The organism is Arthrobacter sp. DMZ02-1R, from assembly GCF_057747935.1.
This window is the reverse complement of the sequence record NZ_CM173230.1, coordinates 3,344,011-3,365,820: the sequence shown is the minus strand read 5'-3', so window position 1 is coordinate 3,365,820 and position 21,810 is coordinate 3,344,011. Positions and strand designations below refer to the sequence as shown.

Sequence of the window (21,810 nt, the reverse complement as noted above, 5' to 3'; positions counted from 1 at the left end):
CGTAAGTGACCCCGCGTTGTTCGTCGTCCAACCCACGTAGACTAGTCCGGAAAACCATTTGAACTTTGCAGGGGAGATCCATGGCTGCGATCAACCGTGACGACGTCGCGCATCTTGCGCGTCTGGCTCACATTGAAATGAGTGCCGAAGAGCTGGACAGGATGGCCGGAGAACTTGCCGTCATCGTGGATTCGGTGAAGTCCGTCAGTGAAGCGGCCGGAGACGATGTCCCGGCTACGTCCCACCCGATTCCGTTGAGCAACGTGTTCCGCGAGGATGTTGTGGGCCACACGTTTACCGCTGAGCAGGCGTTGTCCGGGGCTCCGGATTCCTTCGAAGGCCGCTTCAAGGTTCCGGCAATCCTGGATGAGGACTAAGCGAATGACTGAATTGAACAGCACCGAACTCATCCGCCTATCCGCAGCGCAACTGGCCGCCAAGTTGGCCGCGCGCGAGGTCACGTCCGTCGAGGTCACACAGGCCTACCTGGACCGCATCGCCGACGTTGACGGGCAGGTCAACGCCTTCCTGCACGTCAACAGTGAAGAAGCGCTCGCCGTCGCCGCCGAGGTTGACGCGATCCGCGCCGCCGGCGGTGCCGAGGCGGAGGCGTTGCACGAACTCGCAGGCGTACCCATCGCCGTCAAGGACCTCATCGTCACCATTGGCCAGCCCACCACGGCCGGTTCCAAGATCCTTGAGGGCTGGCATAGCCCCTACGACGCCACCGTCATCAAGAAGCTGCGCGCAGCGAAGATGCCCATCCTCGGTAAAACCAACCTGGACGAATTCGCCATGGGTTCCTCCACGGAACACTCGGCGTACGGCCCCACCCGCAACCCCTGGGACCTGGACCGCATTCCCGGTGGCTCGGGCGGCGGCTCCGCGGCCGCCGTCGCAGCTTTCGAAGCTCCGCTGGCCCTCGGCACTGACACCGGCGGATCCATCCGCCAGCCAGGCGCCGTCACCGGCACGGTTGGGATGAAGCCCACGTACGGCGCGGTTTCCCGCTACGGAGCCATCGCCATGGCGTCGTCACTGGACCAGATCGGCCCCGTTTCGCGGACCGTGCTGGACTCTGCACTCCTGCAGGAAGTCATCGGCGGGCACGACCCCTTCGACTCGACATCCCTGACGGATCCTTTCGACACCCTTGTTGCCGCGGCCAAGACCGGCAACGTCACGGGCATGAAGATCGGCATCATCAAGGAACTCCACGGCGAGGGCTACCAGGCCGGCGTCGAGACCCGTTTCAACGAGTCCCTTGAGCTGCTCAAGGGGGCCGGCGCGGAAATCGTCGAGGTTTCCTGCCCCAACTTCAAGTACGCGTTGGGCGCCTACTACCTGATCATGCCGTCCGAGGTCTCCAGCAACCTGGCCAAGTTCGACGGCGTTCGCTACGGTCTGCGGGTTCTGCCCAAGGACGGTCCCATGACGATCGAACGCGTCATGGGCGCCACCCGGGCCGCCGGATTCGGCGATGAGGTCAAGCGCCGCATCATCCTCGGCACCTACGCCCTGAGCGCCGGCTATTACGACGCCTACTACGGCTCGGCCCAGAAGGTCCGTACGCTCATCCAGCGTGACTTCGACGCCGCGTTCGCCCAGGCGGACGTCCTGATTTCGCCCACGGCTCCCACCACGGCCTTCAAGCTGGGGGAGAAGCTGGACGATCCGCTGGCCATGTACCTCAACGACGTCGCCACCATCCCCGCGAACATGGCCGGTATCCCGGGCTTGTCCCTGCCGGGCGGCCTGGCTGACGAAGACGGGTTGCCGGTAGGCATCCAGCTGCTGGCTCCTGCCCGCGAGGACGCCCGCCTGTACCGCGTGGGTGCCGTCCTTGAATCCTTGCTCGAAGAGAAGTGGGGTGGCCCGCTGCTTGACCGGGCCCCCGTACTACAGGCCCCCGTTCTCGGTTCCAGCTCCAACATCGCCGGAGGTTCCAACTGATGTCTACCGACGCCATCCTCAGCTTCGAAGAGGCCATGGAGAAGTACGATCCCGTCCTTGGTTTCGAGGTCCACGTGGAGCTCAACACCAAGACGAAGATGTTCTCCTCCGCGCCGAACGTCTTCGGCGACGAGCCGAACACCAACGTCAACGAGGTTGACCTTGGCATGCCCGGCGTTTTGCCTGTGTTGAACAAGACGGCAGTGGAATCTTCCATCAAGATCGGCCTTGCCCTGAACTGCAAGATCGCCGAGTACTGCCGCTTCGCCCGGAAGAACTACTTCTACCCGGACACCCCCAAGAACTTCCAGACGTCCCAGTACGACGAGCCCATCGCGTACGACGGCTACCTGGACATCGAGCTCTCGGACGGCACCGTGTTCCGCGTCGAGATCGAGCGCGCGCACATGGAGGAAGACGCCGGCAAGCTCACCCACATGGGCGGCGCGACGGGCCGCATCCAGGGTGCCGACTACTCGCTGGTGGACTACAACCGTTCGGGTGTTCCGCTGGTTGAAATCGTCACCAAGCCGATCGAGGGCGCCGGCAGCCGCGCACCCGAGCTCGCCAAGGCCTACGTTGCCGCTGTCCGCGAGATCGTCAAGAACCTTGGGGTTTCCGACGCCAAGATGGAACGCGGCAACGTCCGTTGCGACGCGAACGTTTCGTTGCGCCCGCACGGCCGCGAACGCTTCGGTATCCGTTCGGAGACGAAGAACGTGAACTCGCTGCGCGCCGTCGAGCACGCCGTCCGTTACGAAATCCAGCGCCACGCCGCCGTCCTGGACTCCGGCGAGCCGGTCATCCAGGAAACTCGCCACTGGCACGAGGACACGCGCACGACGACGTCGGGCCGGGCAAAGTCCGACGCCGACGACTACCGTTACTTCCCCGAGCCGGACCTCGTTCCGGTCCTCGCGTCCCGTGAATGGGTGGAGGAACTCCGCGCCACGCTGCCCGAGCCGCCCGCGGCCCGCCGCAAGCGGCTCCAGGCTGACTGGGGCTATTCGGATCTGGAGTTCCGCGACGTCGTGAACGCCGGCGTCATGGACTCCATTGAGGAAACCATCGCGGCCGGGTCCAGCGCCTCCGTTGCCCGCAAGTGGTGGATGGGCGAGATCGTCGGACGTGCCAAGACGGCCGACGTCGATCCCTCCGAGCTCGGTGTCACCCCGGAGACCATCGTGGAGCTCAACAAGCTCGTCGAGAGCGGCAAGATCAACAACAAGATGGCTTCCCAGGTGCTCGACGGCGTTCTCGCCGGCGAGGGCACCCCGGCCGAGATCGTCGAGAAGCGCGGCCTCGCCGTCGTGTCCGACGACGGCCCTCTGCTGGAAGCGATCGACGCCGCACTGGCGGCCCAGCCCGACGTCGCAGAGAAGATCCGCGGCGGCAAGCTTCAGGCCATCGGTGCGATCGTCGGCGGAGTCATGAAGGCCACCCGCGGTCAGGCCGACGCCGCCCGCGTGCGCGAGCTGATCCTGGAGAGGCTCGGCGTCGAAGGCTAGCGCACACGCGCCTCACCCAACTAGGTCGCAGTTAATGTCGTTATGCGCCGTCAAAACGACACCAACTGCGACCTAGTTGTGTCTGGATCCACAGCAGGCACACAGCTTTAAGCCACATTATGGAGTCATCAGTTCTTTGCTGCCCGCCCCTTACCGGTTCGGGAGGAGCGGAGAAAGGATTCGGCCATGTCCACCATGACTCCGGGCCTTCGTAAGGCCCTCATCGCCGGCGGCATCGCCGTCGTACTGAGCGGCGGTGGTGTGGCCGCAGTCTGGGCTGCCGGCCAGATCATCCCTTCGTACGTGTTGAGCGCGACGCCTACCAGCACGGCTTCGCCCGGAACAACGTCGCCCGGCAATGCCAGGCCGTTCCCCGTGTTGCCGCGCAGCTTCGTGGGCCCGGAAATCCACGGTGAGTTCACGGTCAAGAACAAAGACGGGACGTTCACAACCAGGGTGACGCAGCGCGGCGCCGTGCAGTCGGTCAGCGATTCGAACATTTCCGTGAAGAGCGATGACGGCTTCACGCAGAGCTACGCGATCACATCGTCAACCAGCATCGTCAAGTTCGCTGCGGCGGGAACGGGCACGCCCGGCCGTCGTCCATCGGTTCAGACCATCAAGGCTACTGACCTGAAGGCGGGCGACACCGTTGCAATCTCCGGTACGAAGAGCGGCACCACAGTGACCGCCAACCGTATCATTGCAGGTACCGTGCCGGTGATGCTTGATGGCGGAGGACGTCGGCTGGGCTACGGAGGCATCGCCTAGGAAGCGGCCGCCGCGAGCACTCCACCATGCGTGCGCGCCAAGTTTGCAGCAACTTTCCACGTTCCGCCCGCGAAGTTCCGGCCCTGCCGCAGGACCTCGTGGAGTATTTCGAAGCCGGCCAGCCTGCCTTGGTGCCCAAATAACTCTACAAACGCGAGTTGGGCTAAGTAACCCCGGAAAGTTCGGTCATGACGGTCTGCAGCGCTTCGCAGACCGTCATGACCGACTTCCGCTTCAGGGTTTCCGGCCTGGCCAGGATGTCGATTTTCCGCACCGAATTGACCCCCGCCAGCGGACGCAGGACCACGCCCGCATCCAGCACGCGCCGGGCAGTGAACCGCGGGAGCAAACCAATCGCCCCACCGGCCGCCACGAGCGAGGCCACAGTCGAGTAGTCGTTGATGCGGTGGAGGACGTCCGCGGGGCGCCCGCTGACAGCGACGACGGCGGCCAGCACGTCTGCGGGGGAGTAGCCTGCGCGGCTGGTAACCCAAGTCTGCCCGACGACGTCGGCCGGCCTGAGTTCGCGGCGGGCCGCGAGCGGGTGCCCGGCAGGCAACGCGACGTCGAGCGGCTCGTCGGCGAGCGGGATCACAGCCACCTTGTCGGTGGGCCACTCCGGACTGTTCTCCATCCGATGCGCGAGCACGAGGTCGTACCGCGCCGCGAGTCCGGGAAAGTCCTCCTGGGCGACGTCCTCGTCGGCGAGTTTCAAGCGGGGGACGCCGCGTTCCGCACCCGCGCTGCCGGCAGTGGTCAGCAATGCCGCAAGCGGAGCGAACAGGGCCTGCCCCGCGCTGTGGAAGGCGCTCACGGTCACGGTGGAACCAGGGGAGTCGTGGTAAGCGCCGATCGCTGCCCGCGCGTCGGCGAGCGCATTGACGACGGCGGCTCCAGCGTCGGCGAGGACCCTCCCCGCATCCGTGAGCACCAGGGCGCGGCCTTCCTTGCGCGTCAGGGGCACGTCGACGGATTTCTGCAGGAGCGCGAGCTGCTGGGAGACGGCGGACGGTGTGACCATGAGGGTCTCTGCTACGGCCTTGACACTGCCGAGATCTCCTAGTTCCCTGAGCATCTGGAGCTGGTGTACTTCCATTTAGTAAATGCTAAATCGTTGATTGAGAAAAACCTAGTTGTGCTAAACCGTTCGTGGGGCTTCAATGAAGTGAAACGGCACACAAACGGCCCACCCCCTGAGTTAGGAAGACCCATGAAGGCTCTCTACAAGTCCGGTGCACACGCCGGTTTTGAACTCGTCGAACGTCCCGAGCCGGAGGCCGGTCCCAGCGACGTCAAGATCCGTGTCATGACCACCGGTATTTGCGGAACGGACCTGCACATCCAGTCCTGGGACGCCTGGGCACGGGGCATCATCGAGGCGCCGCTGATTGCGGGCCACGAGTTCTACGGTGAAGTGGTGGCCGTCGGCGAGGACGTCCGCGACGTCAAGGTCGGCGACCGCGTCTCCGGTGAAGGCCACGTGGTCTGCGGAATCTGCCGCAATTGCCGCGCCGGCCGCCGGCAGATGTGCATTCACACGGTGTCCGTCGGCGTGCAGCGCGATGGCGCCTTCGCCGAATACGTGGTCATCCCGGAGACCAACGTCTGGGTCCACCACGATCCCTCCGTCACCCCGGAGCTCGGCGCCATCTTCGACCCCTTCGGCAACGCCGTCCACACCGCCCTGAGTTTCCCGCTGGTCGGCGAGGACGTGCTCATCACGGGTGCGGGGCCCATCGGACTCATGGCAATCGCCGTCGCGCGCCACGCCGGTGCCCGCAAGATCGCCATCACGGACGTGTCCGCCCCGCGGCTTGAGCTGGCCCGGAAGATGGGCGTTGACCTCGCCGTCGATGTCTCCAAAATGCGCGTCAAGGATGCCCAGCGGGAGCTCGGCATGCGCGAAGGATTCGACATTGGCCTGGAAATGTCCGGGCATCCCACGGCACTGCCTGAGATGATCAACAACATGAACCACGGCGGACGCATCGCCATGCTTGGCCTGCCTAGCCAGTCCATCGACATCGACTGGGGCAAAGTGGTCACCCACATGCTGACCCTCAAGGGCATCTACGGCCGCGAGATGTACGAGACCTGGTATGCCATGAGCGCCATGCTGTCCTCCAATCCCATGCTGCACCGCAACGTTTCCGCCGTTGTCACGGACAAGATGTCCGCTACCGACTGGGAAAAGGGCTTCGAGATTGCCCGTGCCGGCTCAGGCGGCAAGGTTGTCCTCGACTGGACCGAAATCTAGACGCCGTAAAGTCCTCCCCAAGACCCAGTACCAGGAGCACCAATGTACTCAAGCATCAAAGACCAGCTGCAGGGCGAGCTGGAAGAGATCCGCACCGCAGGACTCTTCAAGACCGAACGCCACATTGACTCGCCGCAGGCCAGCCACATCTCGGCCGGCCAGCTCGGCCAGCCCGCCAATAGAGTCTTGAACTTCTGCGCCAACAACTACCTTGGACTGGCGGACCACCCGGACATCATTGCCGCTGCCAAGGCCGCCATGGACGAGCGCGGCTTCGGCATGGCATCCGTCCGTTTCATCTGTGGCACCCAGGACCTGCACCTTGAGCTCGAAGCCCGGGTCTCAGAGTTCCTGGGAACCGAGGACACCATCCTGTTCTCCAGCTGTTTCGACGCCAACGGGGGAGTGTTCGAGTCCCTGTTCGGGCCTGAGGACGCCATCATCTCGGATTCCCTGAACCACGCCTCCATCATCGACGGCATCCGCCTCAGCAAGGCCAAGCGCTTCCGCTACGCCAACCGGGACATGGCCGATCTCGAAGCCAAACTCGTAGAAGCCACGGGTTCCCGCCGCAAGATCATCGTGACGGACGGCGTCTTCTCCATGGACGGCTACCTCGCCCCGCTTGCGGCCATCTGCGATCTCGCGGAAAAGCACGACGCGCTGGTCATGGTGGACGACTCCCACGCGGTCGGCTTCATGGGAGCTACCGGCGCCGGAACCCCGGAACACGCAGGAGTCTCCGACAGGGTCGATATTTACACCGGCACGTTCGGCAAGGCCCTCGGCGGCGCTTCCGGCGGTTACGTTTCCGGCCGCCGCGAAATCGTCGCCGTGCTGCGTCAGAAGGCCCGCCCGTACCTGTTTTCCAACTCTTTGGCTCCGGCAATCGTCGCAGCGACCGTCAAGGCGATCGAACTCGTCCAGGGCTCCGGCGAGCTCCGCTCCAGGCTCTTTGAGAACGCAGCCCTGTTCCGCCGCCGCATGAGCGAGGAAGGCTTCGAACTGCTCGACGGCGAACATGCCATCATTCCGGTGATGTTCGGCGACGCCGTGGTGGCCGCGAAGGTAGCCGACGAGATGCTCCACCACGGAGTCTTCGTCACGGCGTTCAGCTACCCGGTGGTACCCAAGGGAGCCGCCCGGATCCGTGTGCAGCTCTCGGCAGCGCACAGCTCCGAGGACGTCGAGGCGTGTGTCCAGGCCTTCGTGAAGAGCCGCGCCGCCGCGGGGCTCTGAGTTGCGATGATCCTCACCATCCTGGGCGGCGGGGGATTCCGGGTTCCCTTGGTCTATTCAGCATTGCTGGCGGACCATGAACCGGGCCGCGTCACGGAACTCAGGCTGTTCGACGCCGACGCCGCGCGCCTAGGCGTGGTGGCCAGGGTCCTCGCCGACATGGCCGAGGGGGTGCCCGATGCGCCGGCCGTCCGCAGGTTCACGGAGTTGTCGGAGGCGCTGCCGGGCACGGACTTCATTTTCTCCGCCATTCGCGTGGGTGGGTTGGAGGGACGCGCCGCCGATGAGCGGATTGCCCTCGAGCATGGAGTCATCGGGCAGGAGACCGTGGGCGCGGGGGGAATTTCCTACGCCCTGCGGACCATTCCGGTTGTCCTGGACATCGCCAAGGCGGTGAGGAAGCATGCTCCAGAGGCCTGGTTCATCAACTTCACCAATCCGGCGGGCGTCATCACCGAGGTCATGACAAGAGTCCTTGGCAGCAAGGTGGTGGGGATCTGCGATTCGCCGGTGGGGCTGGCCCGGCGCGCCTTGAGCGCAGCCGGAATCCACCGCGGTGCCGCGGCCTTCCGCGACGGATCCGTGGAGATCGACTACATCGGGCTGAACCACCTGGGCTGGCTGCGTGGGCTGGTGGTTCACGGTGAGGACGTCCTGCCGCGCCTCCTGGCCAACCCGGACGCCATCGAGTCCTTTGAAGAGGGCCGGTTGTTCGGCGCTTCGTGGATCCAGGCACTTGGCGCGGTTCCCAACGAGTATCTGCACTACTACTACTTCACGCGCGAAGCGCTCGACGCCGATCGGCGCGCCGCGAGCAGCCGCGGCGCCTATTTGGCGCGGCAGCAATCGTCCTTTTACGGCGGACTCGGGGGAGCGAACGACGGCGGTGCGGAGCCCGCACTGCGGCCGCCTTCCGCGAAGGCTGCCCTGCGGCTCTGGGAAAAGACCAAGCTGGATCGCGAAGAGACGTACATGCAGAGCAACAGGGACGCGGCCGGTACCTTCGAACGCGACGCCGCGGACCTGGTGTCCGGCGGCTACGAGACCGTTGCCCTGGGCATCATGCGGGCCATCAGCCAGGGGGAGACTGCCCGCCTGATCCTGAACGTCCCCAATAACGGCACCTTGGCTGAGCTCGACGCCGGCGCCGTCATCGAGGCACCCTGCTTGGTGGATGCGGGTGGTGTCCGCTTGCTCCCGGCGAAGGCCTTGCCGGACTACGCCCGGGGACTCGTCATCAACGCAAAGGCCGTGGAACGCGCCACAATCGACGCTGCGCTCACTGGTTCCAGGCGCTCCGCCTACAAGGCGCTGGCCATGAACCCCTTGGTGGACTCGGTCAGAGTGGCGCAAGAGCTTTTGGATAGCTACATCAGCCACTTCAGTCAGCTCCAATACCTGCGCTGAACCCCTAAGCCCTGTCCCGGGAAGGGTCAGAGGCCTAGGATCGGCAGCATGGACAAAGATGCAGCACAACCTCGCACCGAGGTGTTGGATTCCCAGCAATGCTGGAGTCTCTTGAGGGGCGTGTCCGTCGGCAGGCTGGCGGTGTGGCTCGGAGACCACCCCGACATTTTCCCCATCAACTACGCCGTGGACCAGGGGACGGTCGTCTTCAGAACCGGGGCGGGCACAAAGCTCACCGCGGCCATGGGCGAATTCCCGGTGGCCATGGAGGTGGACGGCGTCGATGCAAACACCGGGGTCGCATGGAGCGTTGTGCTCCATGGCAAAGCAGCGCCCGTCAAACAGATCGACGACGTCGTCAACTCGTTCTCGCTGCCCCTGTTTCCCTGGGAAGCCGGCCGGAAGGACCACTTCGTCCGGATTCCGGCGGACTCGATCTCGGGACGGCGCTTCACAGTCACGGAGCCACTGACTTGGTGGACGCCGTACAGCGGGACTAAGCCGTCCGCGGTGGAATAGTGCCGCTGGACGCCCGCAATGCTCCCCTCGCAACCGGCCCCCTCGCGCCCGAGCGTCCGCGCTGACAGGATGGAGGGATGGCTGCAAACTATGACGTGGTAATTGTCGGCGGCGGCATCGCCGGATTGTCCCTGGCCTCGGCGCTGGCCGGCCACTGTTCGGTGGCCCTCGTGGAGGCCGAACAAACGCTGGCCTACCACACGTCATCCCGCTCGGCCCGGCAGCTGATCCCGAGTTACGGACCCGCGGTCGTGCAGGAACTCACCGTCCGAACTCTGGAACTGTTGGCAGCGCGCGACGCCGGGTTGCCGGTGCCGGTGCTGGCACCGCGCTCGTTCATGTTGGTGGGCGATGAGGCAACGGTCAAGGCAGAAGCCAGTGGCCATATGCATCCCATCACGCACGCCGAAGCCCTTGAACTGTGCCCGGCCCTCAACCCGGAGTCCTTTACTGCCGCAGGTCTGGATACCGGGTCATTCGCCTGCAATGCGCCCGTGTTGCTGGAGGATCATCGGCAGCGTGCCGAAGCCGGGGGAGTGGACATCATCACCGGCGCCCGGGTCCATTCGGCGCAACGCCTGGGCTCTGGCTGGCAACTGGGCGCCGGGCTGGAAGGCTTCCAGTCCGCCGTGGTCGTCAACGCCGCCGGTGCCTGGGCGGACGAACTCGCGGTGCTCAGCGGGGTGGAGAAGCTGGGCTTGCAGCCGTTCCGCCGCACGGCGGCGATTGTCGACGTCGAACGCCCCCTTCCGCCGGGAAGCCCCATGGTGGCGGCAGCGGATGATTCCTACTACTTCCGGCCCGAGGGCGGGCAAGTGCTCATTTCGCCGTCGGAGACCGTGCCGAGCGGCCCGGAGGACGCGCGGCCGCGGCCGGGGGATGTGGAGGCGCTCGTGGCCCGGCTGAACTCGCTGACGTCAATGGGCATCCGCTCCGTGGCCAAGGCCTGGACCGGGTTGCGCACGGAAGCTGCCGACGGCGTCCCGGTGGTGGGATTCGACGCCGAGGCTCCCGGCTTCTTCTGGCTCGCGGGCCAAGGGGGCTATGGTTTCCAGACCTCCTCCGCCATTGCCGAACTGGCGGCCGCCGAGATCCTGGGCTCCGTATCCGGCATTGGTCCGGTATCCCGGACACCGAGGGAGCTCGCGGCCGCCCGTTGGTCCATCCGCCGTTGAACAATAGGTTCATGAGCGGGCAGACGAGCACACTGATCAGCAACATCGGCGAATTGATGACCCAGGACGTGGAGCATCGCGTCCTCAAAGACGCGGCCGTGGTGATCGAGGGTGAACGGATCTCCTGGATCGGCCCCGCATCCGAGGCTCCCGCCGCCGACGAGCGCGTGGACGCTGAGGGCCGCGCCGTGCTTCCGGGCTGGGTGGATTCGCATTCGCACCTGATTTTCGCCGGAGACCGCACCGCCGAATTCGAGGCCAGGATGGCCGGCCAGAGCTACAGCGCCGGTGGAATCGCCGTCACTACCAGTGCCACTCGCGCCGCAAGCGATGAGGAACTGACCCGCCTCGCCGCCGGACGCGTGGCCGAAGCCGTCTCCCAAGGCACCACCTACCTGGAGAGCAAGACCGGTTACGGACTGGACCTAGAGAACGAGGCCCGCAGCGCCCGCATCGCCGCCGCCACCGTGGACGAAGTCACCTACCTGGGCGCCCACCTGGTCCCGGCCGGAACCGATGCCGAGGAGTACACGGACCTCGTCTGCGGCCCGATGCTCGAGGCCGTCCGCCCCTACGTGGGCTGGGCCGATGTTTTCTGCGAGCGAGGCGCCTTTACCGAGGAACAGTCGCGCCGCGTGCTGTCGGCCTGCCGGGATGCCGGCCTGGGCCTGCGCGTCCACGGCAACCAGTTGGGTGAAGGACCCGGTGTCCAGTTGGCTGTGGAGTTCGGTGCGGCCAGCGTCGACCACGTCAACTACCTTTCCGAGGCCGATATCCAGGCGCTCGCGGGGACGTGGAGCGGCTGGGACGCTGCGACCGGAACGGGCACCCGCGGCACCGTGGCTACCTGCCTGCCTGCTTGCGATCTCTCCACCCGCCAGCCGCTCGCCCCGGGCCGTGCGCTGATCGACGCCGGAGTGCAGATTGCCTTGGCTGCGAACTGCAACCCCGGCACCTCCTATACAAGCTCGATGGCCTTCTGCGTCACCACGGCCGTGTTGCAGATGCACTTGAGCGTGCACGAGGCCGTCCGGGCCGCAACATACGGCGGTGCGCTGGCGCTCGGCAGGGAGTCCGGCAACGACGTCGACGGCGAGCGGGCGGTGGGCTCGATCGCCGTCGGGCACCGTGCGGACCTTCACATGCTCAAGGCGCCGTCGGCCACCCACCTGGCCTACCGCCCTGGTATCCCGCTGACCTTCGCGGTATGGCGGGCCGGAGTCCGCGCGCTGTAAAGCCATCTCCGCAACACCAAGCAGGGCCTCTCCACATTGAGGGGCCCTGCTTTTTCTTTCGACGAGCCCACAGCTCTCCGCGATCCTTGTGCGATTGAATATGATCGTTTAGTGTTTCTATAGATCATAAAACGTCAAAGCGTTGAGTTCGAAAAGTGCGTCGAAGAAGCGCGGACAGGAATGGTAAGTGCGATGAGTAACAACACCCTCGGGGCCTTCATGGAAGAAGAGCTTGTTTCGCAGCCCGAGGTCTGGCAGCGGGCCATCGGGCAATCGAAGGCGGAACACTTGCTGCCTGCCGATGGCGAGCGGATCGCCGTCGTCGGTTGCGGTACCTCCTGGTTCATGGCACAAAGCTATGCGGCTGCCCGCGAAGCCGCGGGCAAGGGCGTCACAGACGCATTCGCGGCGTCGGAAGCCTTCCTTAATCACAACAGCGCGGATCGCCAGTACGACGCCGTCATCGCCATCACCCGCTCGGGCACCACCACCGAGGTACTGGAGCTGCTGGAAGCCTTGCGCGGAATGGCCGTAGGCGGAAAACCCAGGACGGTTGCGGTGATCGGCGACGTGAATTCACCCATCACCGCCCTGGCCGACGCCGTGATCGGACTTCCCTACGCCGACGAGAAGTCCGTGGTCCAGACCCGCTTCGCCACCACCGCGCTGGTGTACCTTCTCACGAGCCTGGGCATCGAACTCGGCACCGCCATCGAGCACGCCCGCACCGCGGTGACGGATCCCGTTTCCCAGGAGTTGCTCGACGCCGAACAGTTCACCTTCCTCGGCACCGGCTGGACGGTTGGCCTGGCCCACGAAGCCGGGCTCAAGATGCGCGAGGCAGTGCAGGGCTGGACCGAGTCCTATCCGGCGATGGAATACCGGCACGGCCCCATTTCCATCGCTGCCCCTGGCCGGGTCACGTGGCTCTTCGGCGCGCAGCCTGAGGGATTGGATGCCGATATGGCCCGGACTGGCGCCCTGTACGTCAACACCGGCAAGCACCCGCTCGCGGAACTGGCACGCGTCCACAAGGTCACTTTGGAGCGGGCGCGCGTGCGCGGCCTCAACCCGGATCTGCCGCGCAACCTCACGCGCTCGGTCGTCCTGAACACCACGGCCTAGGTCTTCCCATGGTTCTCGGAGCCGCCGAATCCGCGGTCCTGGCCTTCGACGTCGGCGGAACGGACCTGAAAGCAGGTCTCGTCGACGCGGCCGGGAATGTCCTCGGCTTGCGCCGCGTCGCAACGCCGCGTGATGCCTTGCGGCCGGGCGATGCGATCCTGGACGCCGTCGCCGCACTGGCTGCTGGGTTTGCCGCCGAATTCCCTGGCCACCCGGCAAAGGCAGCCTGCATTGTTGTTCCAGGAATCGTGGACTCTGACACGGGAGTGGGGATCTACTCGGCGAACCTGGGCTGGCGTAATTTTCCCTTCGGCGAAAAAGCCACGCAGCGCTTGGGTCTCCCGGTTTCCTTCGGCCACGATGTCAGCACGGCGGCCGAGGCCGAATTCCGATTCGGAGCTGCCCGGGATTTTCGAAACGTCGTGGTGATGGTGGTTGGCACGGGGATCGCCGCCGCTGTCATCTCCGATGGCTACCCCGTGCGCGCAGGTGGCTTCGCCGGGGAGCTGGGCCACGCCCTTGTTCCGGACCCCGACGGTCCCGGGACCACGATCCTCGAAGGGGTCGGCTCCGCTGGAGCGATCGCCCGGCGCTACAGCGACAAGGCCGGAACCCCGCGCGCGGGCGCCCGTGAAGTTCTGGAGCGTGCCAAAGCGGGCGATGCGCTCGCAGCCAAGATCTGGGCTGACGCCGTGGACGCCCTAGCCTTCAGCCTCAGCCAGTGCGTGAGCATCATCGGCACGGAAGCCGTGGTGGTGGGCGGCGGTCTTGCCGAAGCAGGGGAGGGACTCCTGCAGCCGCTGCGCTCGCGCCTTGACGAGCTGCTCGATTTCCAACGCCGGCCGATTATCACGCGCGCCCAACTTGGCCAGGATGCAGGGTTGCTCGGTGCTGCGATGAGGGCCCGGGCCCTGCTCCCTGCGGCGAAGGCCGCCTCCGTCACGGGATACAGGCCATGAAGCGGGTTATCACGGTTACGCCCAATCCGGCCATCGACCTCAGCTACCACGTTGCCGGGATAACTCCCGGCGCAAGCCATCGCGTAGCCGCGCCCCTTAGCCGCGCGGGGGGAAAAGGCCTTAACGTTGCCCGGGTGGCGCACCAGCTGGGCCATCCCGTGCTGGCCCTCGCTCCCTCCGGCGGCGCCGCCGGTGCGGAATTCGCCGCTGAACTCCGCAGCAGTGGTGTGCCCCATCGTCTGGTTCCGGTTGCCGCGGAAACTCGACGCAGCATCGCCCTCGTGGACACGGTGGGCGGCGAAACCTCCATCTTCAATGAAGAGGGGAGTCCCCTCCAACCGTCCGAATGGCAGGCGCTGGCTGCCGCCGTCGTCGAGGCCCTCGACGGGCAAGGCGCCGGAGTGCTTGTCGGCTCCGGCAGCTTGCCGCCGGGCGCGCCGGCGGACTTCTACCCCGCGTTGGTGCGTCTGGCGCACGACGCCGGGATTCCCGCCGTCGTCGATACCTCCGGTCCCGGAATCATCGCCGCCGCGCGGGCCGGGGCGGATTTGCTTAAGCCCAACAACCACGAACTCCTCGATGCAACAGGTGAGGGCAGCCTGGAAGCTGCCGCACGGCAATTGATCTCCTTGGGTGCCAAGACGGTCTTGGTCAGTGCCGGCGCCGAAGGCATGCTTGCCTTCCACCATTTGGCCCCGGGCGGCTACTGGTGCGCACGGCTCCCGGAGCCACTCAGGGGCAACCCCACCGGAGCCGGCGACGCCGGAGTGGCGGCGGCCGCCGTCGCGCTCGCGAGCGGAGTCTCCGACATTCCCACGATCCTGCGCAGGGCCACAGCCTGGTCCGCCGCCGCGGTGCTCATGCCCGCCGCCGGCGAGATCTCGCCGCTCTACGCGGACCTCGAAAATCAACTCATTCTCAGCTGGAAGGAGACCCTGTGACCTTCGTCAGCACACGGGAACTCATGGACGCCGCCGCGGCCAATGGCATCGGCCAAGGCGCCTTCAACGTCATTCACCTCGAAACCGCAGAGGGCCTGGTGGCCGGAGCGGAGGCCGCCGGGGTCCCGTTGATCCTGCAAATCTCGGAGAATTGCGCCCGCTTCCACGGCGGACTCGTGCCGATTGCCCGCGGTGCAATGTCGATTGCCCGGGATGCTTCAGTTCCCGTGGCCTTGCACCTGGACCACGCCGAATCCGAAGAGCTGGCCCTGCAAGCCGTAGACCTCGGCTTCGGTTCCGTGATGTACGACGGCGCGCACTTGCCTTATGACTGGAACGTTGAAGTCACGCGACGGGTCGCCCGATACGCCCAGGAACACGGCGTCTACGCTGAGGCCGAACTCGGAAAGATCGGAGGCAAGGACGGCGCCCACGCTTCAGGAGTCCGGACGGATCCGGCCGAGGCCCGCTCCTTCGTGGACGCCACCGGCGTCGATGCCCTCGCCGTCGCGGTCGGTTCATCGCACGCCATGACCGAACGGAGTGCCACTCTGGACTTGGCGTTGATCACGCGGCTGAAGCAGGCCGTCCAGCTGCCGCTCGTCCTTCATGGTTCCTCGGGCGTAGCAGATGAGACCCTGGTGGCGGCAATCCGGGCCGGCATGACTAAGATCAACGTATCCACACACTTGAACGGGTTCTTCACCCGCGCCGTCCGTGAGTACCTGGATGCCAACCCCTCCGTGGTGGACTCCCGCAAGTACATCAAGGCCGGACGGGATGCCCTGGTGTTGGAAACCGCACGTTTGCTGACGCTGTTCGCGAAAGTGAATTAGCCTCAATTTCCGGAAGGTTCGTGATGACCCGCAACGATCGACTGACAGCCATCCTTGATCTCCTCGCCGAGTCAGGGCATGTTGAGGTCGAGGATATCGTGACCCGCCTGGGCGTCTCACCGGCAACGGCGCGCCGTGATCTCGACAGCCTCGCAAAGCAACGGCTCCTGAGCCGTACCCGCGGCGGTGCAACCACGGGATCAGTGTCCTACGAGCTCCCTGGGCGTTACAACAGGGATGACCACGCGGAGGCGAAGCAGCAGATTGCCCTGGCCGCTTCGGAACTCATCATGCCCGGGGCCGTGATCGGACTCAGCGGCGGGACCACCAACACGGCCCTGGCCCAAGTCCTGTCCACCCGCGAAGACTTGAACGCACCCTCCAACCGGCCCATGCTGACGGTGGTCACCAACGCCATCAATATCGCCGCCCAGCTTGCCGTGCGCCCCAACATTAAGATCATGGTCACTGGTGGCATCCTGAACCCGCGTTCGTACGAACTTGTGGGGCCATACACCGATGTCATCATGCAGAAGGTTGCCTTGGACATCGCCTTCATCGGCGTCAACGGGGTTGATCCGAAGATCGGCCCCACCATCACGGACGAGGGCGAGGCGATGGTGAATACTGTCATGGCGCGCCGTGCCACGGATTCCTACGTCCTGGCCGATTCCACGAAGATCGGCAAGCGCGCGTTCGCGGCGATGGCCGGGTACGATTTCCGCCGGCTCATCACCGATTCCGGGATCACAGCCGAGGACAAGGCTGCGTTCGAAGCCAGCGGCACCGAAGTGATCGTGGCGAAGGACGCGTAGCTGTGCCCGTCAGAAATCCATCGGGGGAGCGTTCAGCACGGTTTCGTCCGTGCTGCGCTGCACCCATTGGCTGAACGGTGTGTCGAGATCGTACTTGCCCTGATCGTTGAGGATGAGGGTCCGTAGTGCCGCGTTGCCCGGGTTGTTGAGGGACTCGAAGTACTCCACGGACCAGTGGAACCACCGCATGCAGAAAAGGCGCATCGTGAGGCCGTGGGTAACCAGCAGGGTGTTGGGCGCGTAATCGGGTTTTTCCCAGTGCCGGTACAGGGTTTCCATGAAGGACGAAATGCGGTCGTAGACATCCGAACCTGATTCGCCCTCGCGGAACCGGTAGAAGAAGTGGCCGTAGAGGTTGCGAAGCTCCTTTTGGTCCCCGATGTCTCCGGCGATCTGGAAGTTGGCCCAGTCCTGTTCACGCAGCCGGGGTTCCTCGATCACCCTTTCCGTGAGGTTGCCCAGATTCAGTGCCTCAAGAGTTTGGTATGCCCGGAGGTACGGCGAGACGTAGACGCACACAGGCTCGCCGTCGAGCTTCTTGCGCAGATCCTCACCAGCGGCCCTTGCCTGCTCGACCCCGAGCTCCGTCAACGGGATGCGGTAGTCGGGGACACGGTTGTAGATGGAAGTATCGGCGTTGGCGGCGGACTGGCCGTGCCGGATCATGAAGATTCGTGCTGGCGCGCTCATCCCACCAAGCATAGGGTCCGCTGCCGCCCTTGATGTGCAGGCGACCCCCGGAGAATGAACTCCCGGGTAAACTTCAGCCAAATGCGGGCAAGATAGAAGCATGCTCCTTGCCTCAACGCGCCGGCTGCGCGCCGAAGTGCTGATAGTCCTTGGCCTGTCCCTGGGCCAATCGGCCGTGTACTCCGTGGTGCAGTTGTTGGACAAGATGACTCGGGCGCCCCTGTCCCAGGCAACGTCCACCCTCAATCGTTCGCAGAACACCCGTGAGTACTTCGATCTCACGTACCAGCTGCTCGATATTGCCTTCGCCCTGGTCCCTGTGGTGCTGGTGTTCTACTTCCTGTCGGTGCACCGCCTAACGGCAGAGAGCCCTTCGGGATTTACGCGTCTAGGCTTCAACTTCGCCCGCCCGGGCCGCGACGGGCTCCAGGGACTGGGTCTCGCCGCGCTGATCGGAATCCCGTCGCTGGGCCTCTATGCGGCCGGCCGCGCCTTGGGGATCACGACCGCGATCATCCCCAGCGGCCTGGACTCCTACTGGTGGACAGTGCCTGTGCTGGTCCTGTCCGCGGTGCGGCACGCCGTCGTCGAAGAAGTCATTGTGGTGGGCTACCTCCTGGACCGTTTTGGGAAGTTCGGATGGAGCACGCCGCTGGCGGTCGGGCTCAGCGCGCTCCTGCGCGGCAGCTACCACCTGTACCAAGGCTTTGGGCCCTTCATCGGCAATGCGGTCATGGGTTTGGTATTCGGTTGGATCTACACCAGGACCAAACGGGTCATGCCACTCGTGGTGGCGCATGCACTCCTGGACATCGTGGCATTCGTCGGTTTCAGCGTCTTCGGCAAGGCGATCGGGCTGGGGTAGGAACAACGCGGTTAAAGGGTTTCGGCCGCCATCGCGGGTGACGTCATTGGCACCCGCCCATGGCGGCCGAAGTTTTCCGGGCCTTCCTAGCCGGATGGTCCGTCAGATGGTGACGGCTCCGTTGGCAGTTTCGAACGTTACCGACATGATTCCAGGCGTTCCGTGGGGAGCCATCCATTGGACTGCAACGTCCTCAAGGGGCTTCTCCACGGGTTCCCCGAGCCACTCGGTGACCCGCTCCGCCGAACCAGCAATGGTGAGGCTGGACATCTTGACGTCGCTTGGGTAGACGAGGGACGGGTGAAGCGCGGGGTCGCCTTCCCAACGGAGCAAGTACGGGACCTGGGGATCGGCGATCAGTCCCAGGATGCCGATTTGCGACCAGACGAGTTCGCGGCCATCCGGGAACTTGCGGTTGCCGGGGACAGCGGCGCGTCCGAGACGTTGTTCGAACGGGCTCAGGTCGTCCACAGCGACGCACCAGCCCATCCAACCACCTCCTGCGGCGGAGCGTGCACGGACGGCTTGTCCAAAGGGTGCCTTGTCGGATGCCGGGTGGTCAAGGACCTCGACAACTTCCAGGTATTTGTGGTCAGCAAGGGGAATGATCATGTTCCGGGTACCGAAGCGCGGGTGCACTCCGCCCCGGACTGCGTCCACTCCCAATGCTGCGGAAATCCGCTCGGTGGTGGCCAAGAGGCCATCTCGTTCACAAGCGTAAGAGACGTGATCCATGCGCATGGCTTCATCTTGGCACTTTGTGATGGAGCTCTCAGCTAAGTCAAGCCTAACCAAGGTGGGATGAATCGAAATGCCGGCTCAGGGTCACTTCGGGACGGGCCATGACGGAAAACTACGCGTTCGTCACAAAGCTTCCGGAGCCAGCGGAGAACGGTCCTGGACCGGCAGGGTGGGCCCGTTGAGCCCCGCATCGAGGAAGCGCCCCGACGCGAGGCCATGCCTCAGCCGGAGACGTAGTAGCCCGAAGTGTCAGCGATCAGTTGTACGGTGCCACTCGAGTTGTTGGTGAAAGAAATCGTTCCGTCGGTGCCGACCGGGGTTATGGCGAAGTTGGCGAGGATCTGCCCTGGCCCGTAGTTCACGTTCGAGGTGCCCGGCTGGGGGGTTCCTCCGGCGTAGGCGGTAATGAAGCCGTTCGACGTGGTGTCGGCGACGGTGATGTTCATCGCGACGGCGGAAACCCCCGACGCCGGGACGCCACCGCGGCCTGTGACTTTGACGTTGATGGTCTGTCCGGGGGCGACGGCTTGTTTGGGTGCGCCGGTTCCGATGCGGGTATCCAATTGCCGGAATGGTATTTGGGCCGAAAACGCTCCAGGATCAGTAGCCGCACCACCAAGGAAGTAGCCCGAGGTGTCGGCGATGAGCTGGACGGTACCAGCGGAGGTGTTCGTGAAGGAGATGGTTCCATCAGCGGAGACGGGGGTGATTGCGAAGTTGGGGACGATCTGCCCTGGCCCGTAGTTGACGTTCGAGGCGTTTGGTTGCGGAGTTCCTCCGGCGTAGGCGGTGATGAAGCCGTTGGACGTGGTGTCGGCGACGGTGATGTTCATCGCGACGGCGGAGACCCCCGTGGCAGGGAGTCCACCGCGGCCGGTGACTTTGACGTTGATGGTCTGTCCGGGGGCGACGGCTTGTTTGGGTGCGCCGGTTCCGATGCGGGTATCCAATTGCCGGAACGGTGCCTGGGCGGAAAACGCCCCGGGAGTAGACGCGGCGCCGGCAAGGTAGTAGCCGGAGGTGTCGGCGATGAGTTGGACCGTGCCGGAGGAGGTGTTGGTGAAGGAGATGGTTCCGTCAGCGGAGACGGGGGTGATGGCGAAGTTGGGGACGATCTGCCCTGGCCCGTAGTTCACGTTCGAGGTGTTTGGTTGCGGGGTTCCAGCGGCGTAGGCGGTGATGAAGCCGTTCGACGTGGTGTTGGCGACCGTGATGTTCATCGCGACGGCGGAGACCCCCGTGGCGGGGATTCCACCGCGGCCTGTGACTTTGACGTTGATGGTCTGTCCGGGCCCGACAGGCCCGGTGACTCCGCCGGTACCGTCACGGGTGTCCAATTGCCTGCACGGCGCTGCCGCGACGAAGCCGCCTGAGGGATACTGCGCTGCCGAAAAGAGTGCGCTGCTGACGTACAGCAGCCGGTTGGGCGTGCAGTTTCCGGCTGACTGGATGACTCCGAAGGTTGCCCCCGCAGTCAAAGTCGCAGCTACCTGCGCAGGGGTCCACGCCGGGTGCATGAAGAGAAGCATGGCGGCCGCTCCCGCCACATGGGGAGAGGCCATTGACGTGCCATTGAGGATTGCCGTGGCTGTCGTTGTCGTGTTCCAGTCGGAGGTGATCTGAACCCCTGGCGCGTACAAATCGACACAGGACCCAAAATTGGAAAAGGAAGCCTGCCGGTCAAACGCATCGGTGGCGGCCACTGTGATGGCCGCCGGCACACGACTTGGGGACAGGGTGCAGGCGTCGACGCTCGAATTACCCGCGGCCAAGGTCACGGTGATGCCATTGTCGATGGCGTTCTGCACAGCGGCGTCCAGGCTCTGGTTCGCGTCGCCCGACAGGCTGAGGTTGGCGACGGCAGGCTGCCCGGGGTGCGCCTGGTGATCCTGTACCATCCAGTTCAGGCCCGCGATGACGTCCGAGGCATTTCCGCTGCCATTGCAGTCGAGGACTCGAACCGGGACGATGGTTGCCGACTTGGCCATCCCATAGGTACTTCCCGCCGCGATTCCGGCCACATGAGTTCCGTGACCAGCCTCCGGCGTTGGAGCGCTGGTGCACGGATCCGTGGCGGGTTTCCCGGCGAACGCGCTCCATCCTGCCGTCACTCGTCCACCGAAATCCACGTGCGTGCCCAGCACGCCGGTATCAACCACATAGACGGCGACGCCTGCGCCGCTCGCGGGGGGCGTATAGGTTCCGGACAAGGGAAGGGTGCGCTGATCGCTTCGATCCAGACCCCAAGGGGCGCCGTCCTGGGTGGCATCAATTTTCACCGTTGTGTCGCGTTCGACGGCAGCAACGCCGGCGGACCCGGACAATTCTGCGGCCTTCTGGGGGGTGGCTGCCACTACTGCGCCCTTGACTGCATGCGAGAACGTCTTCCCAACACGGACACCTTGAGCCTGTAAAGATGCCGTTTGTCCCGCAACATCGGACCCGTCGGTGTACCGCACAATGTAGCGCGCTTCGCCGGCGGTCGTGTCGGGCTCGAATGAGTCCACGCTGACGTCGCCTGACGGTCTCGTTTCCACGCTGGCCTGCTGGCCAGGTGCGGCCTGGGCCACAGCTGGTGGTACCAAACCCAGAGGCACCATCAGGAGCGTCGCTGTAGCTATGGCCAGGCGCTGGGCAAAGCGCATGGATCCTCCTGAGATTGAAATTGCCTTGCGGGTTGTTGGCATGGACTGCATGTGGACTTTCACGAGGTGCTGACAAGAATTGGGATTCCGCTGCCTCCGTCTGGAGCTCGGGAGCCGGACTGCTGTGCC

At 64.9% G+C, this 21,810-nt stretch carries 20 protein-coding genes; 16 read left to right on the top strand and 4 right to left on the bottom strand.

The annotated features are described in order from the left end of the window. Nucleotides 1–80 precede the first annotated feature (80 nt). From gatC to AC3ANQ_RS16115, 4 genes are all read left to right on the top strand, one after another. Complete coding sequence (gatC, locus tag AC3ANQ_RS16130) at nt 81–377, top strand: Asp-tRNA(Asn)/Glu-tRNA(Gln) amidotransferase subunit GatC (RefSeq protein WP_078105822.1); 297 nt, start codon at nt 81–83, stop codon at nt 375–377. 4 nt (nt 378–381) lie between these two features. Further along, the gene (gene gatA, locus AC3ANQ_RS16125) at nt 382–1,953 is read left to right on the top strand and encodes an Asp-tRNA(Asn)/Glu-tRNA(Gln) amidotransferase subunit GatA (RefSeq protein WP_488301965.1); all 1,572 of its coding nucleotides are present in this window, start codon (nt 382–384) and stop codon (nt 1,951–1,953) included. Then, entirely contained in the window at nt 1,953–3,461 is a 1,509-nt protein-coding gene (gatB, locus tag AC3ANQ_RS16120) for an Asp-tRNA(Asn)/Glu-tRNA(Gln) amidotransferase subunit GatB (protein WP_488301964.1), read from the top strand. The genes gatA and gatB overlap by 1 nt, the downstream gene beginning before the upstream one ends. Nucleotides 3,462–3,647: 186 nt before the next feature. Next, nucleotides 3,648–4,232 (top strand): DUF5666 domain-containing protein, encoded by a 585-nt coding sequence (locus AC3ANQ_RS16115; RefSeq protein ID WP_488301963.1) that lies wholly within the window; start codon nt 3,648–3,650, stop codon nt 4,230–4,232. 163 nt (nt 4,233–4,395) lie between these two features. Here the strand turns inward: AC3ANQ_RS16115 and AC3ANQ_RS16110 are convergent, their stop codons facing one another. Further along, complete coding sequence (locus AC3ANQ_RS16110; protein ID WP_488301962.1) at nt 4,396–5,328, bottom strand: LysR family transcriptional regulator; 933 nt, start codon at nt 5,326–5,328, stop codon at nt 4,396–4,398. 114 nt (nt 5,329–5,442) lie between these two features. Between AC3ANQ_RS16110 and tdh the strand changes: the two genes are divergently transcribed. The 11 genes from tdh (at nt 5,443) to AC3ANQ_RS16055 (ending at nt 16,740) form a co-directional block, all read left to right on the top strand. Then, the gene (gene tdh, locus AC3ANQ_RS16105; protein ID WP_488301961.1) at nt 5,443–6,489 is read left to right on the top strand and encodes an L-threonine 3-dehydrogenase; all 1,047 of its coding nucleotides are present in this window, start codon (nt 5,443–5,445) and stop codon (nt 6,487–6,489) included. 42 nt (nt 6,490–6,531) lie between these two features. Beyond that, nucleotides 6,532–7,728 (top strand): glycine C-acetyltransferase, encoded by a 1,197-nt coding sequence (locus AC3ANQ_RS16100; RefSeq protein ID WP_488301960.1) that lies wholly within the window; start codon nt 6,532–6,534, stop codon nt 7,726–7,728. 6 nt (nt 7,729–7,734) lie between these two features. Continuing rightward, complete coding sequence (locus tag AC3ANQ_RS16095) at nt 7,735–9,135, top strand: 6-phospho-beta-glucosidase (RefSeq protein WP_488301959.1); 1,401 nt, start codon at nt 7,735–7,737, stop codon at nt 9,133–9,135. Between the two features lie 48 nt (nt 9,136–9,183). Continuing rightward, nucleotides 9,184–9,654 carry a pyridoxamine 5'-phosphate oxidase family protein gene (locus tag AC3ANQ_RS16090; protein ID WP_488301958.1) on the top strand — a complete coding sequence of 157 codons (471 nt, stop codon included), beginning with the start codon at nt 9,184–9,186 and terminating at the stop codon, nt 9,652–9,654. Between the two features lie 77 nt (nt 9,655–9,731). Next, entirely contained in the window at nt 9,732–10,829 is a 1,098-nt protein-coding gene (locus AC3ANQ_RS16085; RefSeq protein WP_488301957.1) for an NAD(P)/FAD-dependent oxidoreductase, read from the top strand. Between the two features lie 11 nt (nt 10,830–10,840). Next, nucleotides 10,841–12,064: an imidazolonepropionase gene (gene hutI, locus AC3ANQ_RS16080; RefSeq protein ID WP_488301956.1), complete on the top strand. Its 1,224-nt coding sequence runs from the start codon at nt 10,841–10,843 to the stop codon at nt 12,062–12,064. 192 nt (nt 12,065–12,256) lie between these two features. After that, nucleotides 12,257–13,189, top strand: a complete 933-nt coding sequence (locus AC3ANQ_RS16075) for an SIS domain-containing protein (protein WP_488301955.1) — start codon at nt 12,257–12,259, stop codon at nt 13,187–13,189. 8 nt (nt 13,190–13,197) lie between these two features. Further along, complete coding sequence (locus tag AC3ANQ_RS16070; protein ID WP_488301954.1) at nt 13,198–14,148, top strand: ROK family protein; 951 nt, start codon at nt 13,198–13,200, stop codon at nt 14,146–14,148. Next, on the top strand, nt 14,145–15,089 hold the full coding sequence (locus AC3ANQ_RS16065) for a 1-phosphofructokinase family hexose kinase (protein ID WP_488301953.1): 945 nt from the start codon (nt 14,145–14,147) through the stop codon (nt 15,087–15,089). Before AC3ANQ_RS16070 ends, AC3ANQ_RS16065 begins: the two co-directional genes overlap by 4 nt. Then, the gene (locus AC3ANQ_RS16060) at nt 15,086–15,925 is read left to right on the top strand and encodes a class II fructose-bisphosphate aldolase (RefSeq protein WP_488301952.1); all 840 of its coding nucleotides are present in this window, start codon (nt 15,086–15,088) and stop codon (nt 15,923–15,925) included. Before AC3ANQ_RS16065 ends, AC3ANQ_RS16060 begins: the two co-directional genes overlap by 4 nt. A 23-nt stretch (nt 15,926–15,948) precedes the next feature. Further along, entirely contained in the window at nt 15,949–16,740 is a 792-nt protein-coding gene (locus AC3ANQ_RS16055; protein ID WP_488301951.1) for a DeoR/GlpR family DNA-binding transcription regulator, read from the top strand. A 9-nt stretch (nt 16,741–16,749) separates the two neighbouring features. Here the strand turns inward: AC3ANQ_RS16055 and AC3ANQ_RS16050 are convergent, their stop codons facing one another. Then, nucleotides 16,750–17,430 (bottom strand): histidine phosphatase family protein, encoded by a 681-nt coding sequence (locus tag AC3ANQ_RS16050; protein WP_488301950.1) that lies wholly within the window; start codon nt 17,428–17,430, stop codon nt 16,750–16,752. Between the two features lie 100 nt (nt 17,431–17,530). On the opposite strand from AC3ANQ_RS16050, the gene AC3ANQ_RS16045 reads away from it, so the two are divergent. Then, entirely contained in the window at nt 17,531–18,295 is a 765-nt protein-coding gene (locus AC3ANQ_RS16045) for a CPBP family intramembrane glutamic endopeptidase (RefSeq protein WP_488301949.1), read from the top strand. A gap of 102 nt (nt 18,296–18,397) precedes the next feature. Here AC3ANQ_RS16045 and AC3ANQ_RS16040 read toward each other — a convergent pair whose 3' ends face one another. Continuing rightward, entirely contained in the window at nt 18,398–19,036 is a 639-nt protein-coding gene (locus AC3ANQ_RS16040) for a VOC family protein (RefSeq protein ID WP_028266517.1), read from the bottom strand. A gap of 221 nt (nt 19,037–19,257) precedes the next feature. Beyond that, entirely contained in the window at nt 19,258–21,681 is a 2,424-nt protein-coding gene (locus AC3ANQ_RS16035; protein ID WP_488301948.1) for a S8 family peptidase, read from the bottom strand. Between the last annotated feature and the right edge of the window lie 129 nt (nt 21,682–21,810).

Bases quoted from the DNA above. Each gene is read 5' to 3' on its own strand.
- AC3ANQ_RS16085 (WP_488301957.1), top strand. From the start codon at position 9,732: ATGGCTGCAAACTATGACGTGGTAATTGTCGGCGGCGGCATCGCCGGA.
- AC3ANQ_RS16110 (WP_488301962.1), bottom strand. From the start codon at position 5,328: ATGGAAGTACACCAGCTCCAGATGCTCAGGGAACTAGGAGATCTCGGC.
- AC3ANQ_RS16095 (WP_488301959.1), top strand. From the start codon at position 7,735: ATGATCCTCACCATCCTGGGCGGCGGGGGATTCCGGGTTCCCTTGGTC.
- AC3ANQ_RS16100 (WP_488301960.1), top strand. From the start codon at position 6,532: ATGTACTCAAGCATCAAAGACCAGCTGCAGGGCGAGCTGGAAGAGATC.
- gatB (WP_488301964.1), top strand. From the start codon at position 1,953: ATGTCTACCGACGCCATCCTCAGCTTCGAAGAGGCCATGGAGAAGTAC.
- AC3ANQ_RS16075 (WP_488301955.1), top strand. From the start codon at position 12,257: ATGAGTAACAACACCCTCGGGGCCTTCATGGAAGAAGAGCTTGTTTCG.
- AC3ANQ_RS16090 (WP_488301958.1), top strand. From the start codon at position 9,184: ATGGACAAAGATGCAGCACAACCTCGCACCGAGGTGTTGGATTCCCAG.
- AC3ANQ_RS16065 (WP_488301953.1), top strand. From the start codon at position 14,145: ATGAAGCGGGTTATCACGGTTACGCCCAATCCGGCCATCGACCTCAGC.
- AC3ANQ_RS16050 (WP_488301950.1), bottom strand. From the start codon at position 17,430: ATGAGCGCGCCAGCACGAATCTTCATGATCCGGCACGGCCAGTCCGCC.
- hutI (WP_488301956.1), top strand. From the start codon at position 10,841: ATGAGCGGGCAGACGAGCACACTGATCAGCAACATCGGCGAATTGATG.
- AC3ANQ_RS16055 (WP_488301951.1), top strand. From the start codon at position 15,949: ATGACCCGCAACGATCGACTGACAGCCATCCTTGATCTCCTCGCCGAG.
- gatC (WP_078105822.1), top strand. From the start codon at position 81: ATGGCTGCGATCAACCGTGACGACGTCGCGCATCTTGCGCGTCTGGCT.
- AC3ANQ_RS16035 (WP_488301948.1), bottom strand. From the start codon at position 21,681: ATGCGCTTTGCCCAGCGCCTGGCCATAGCTACAGCGACGCTCCTGATG.
- AC3ANQ_RS16040 (WP_028266517.1), bottom strand. From the start codon at position 19,036: ATGCGCATGGATCACGTCTCTTACGCTTGTGAACGAGATGGCCTCTTG.
- gatA (WP_488301965.1), top strand. From the start codon at position 382: ATGACTGAATTGAACAGCACCGAACTCATCCGCCTATCCGCAGCGCAA.
- AC3ANQ_RS16115 (WP_488301963.1), top strand. From the start codon at position 3,648: ATGTCCACCATGACTCCGGGCCTTCGTAAGGCCCTCATCGCCGGCGGC.
- AC3ANQ_RS16070 (WP_488301954.1), top strand. From the start codon at position 13,198: ATGGTTCTCGGAGCCGCCGAATCCGCGGTCCTGGCCTTCGACGTCGGC.
- AC3ANQ_RS16045 (WP_488301949.1), top strand. From the start codon at position 17,531: ATGCTCCTTGCCTCAACGCGCCGGCTGCGCGCCGAAGTGCTGATAGTC.
- tdh (WP_488301961.1), top strand. From the start codon at position 5,443: ATGAAGGCTCTCTACAAGTCCGGTGCACACGCCGGTTTTGAACTCGTC.